This window comes from Aeromonas sp. Prich7-2 (assembly GCF_017939255.1).
GTDB lineage: Bacteria > Pseudomonadota > Gammaproteobacteria > Enterobacterales > Aeromonadaceae > Aeromonas > Aeromonas caviae.
The window spans coordinates 1-319 of sequence record NZ_JAGKRI010000322.1 but is presented as its reverse complement, the minus strand read 5'-3'; the positions used below and the strand labels follow the sequence as shown (position 1 = coordinate 319).

General features: G+C 56.4%; 1 protein-coding gene. It reads left to right on the top strand.

The window, feature by feature from the left end:
• A partial coding sequence (locus J9892_RS22450; RefSeq protein ID WP_210539067.1) for an IS1595 family transposase occupies nt 1-319 on the top strand: 319 nt, incomplete at both ends.

Below are 319 nucleotides of genomic sequence, written 5' to 3'. Positions count from 1 at the left end.
CCAAAACAGGCTTGTCAGCGATGGAGCTAAAGCGCCAGTTGGGCGTCAAATATGACACCGCCTGGATGCTCAAGCACAAGCTGCTGCAAGCCATGAAAGAGTCCGATGACAAGCAGCCCATCAGCGGCATCATTCAGCTCGATGATGTCTACTGGGGTGGCGAGCGCCGTGGTGGCAAACGGGGTCGGGGCGCGGCAGGCAAGACGCCGTTTGTGGCAGCAGTGGCCCTGAACAAGGAAGGACATCCAATCAAGATGCGGATGACGGTGGTCGATGGTTTCAAAACCAAGTCCGTTGCTGATTGGGCAAAACGGCATAT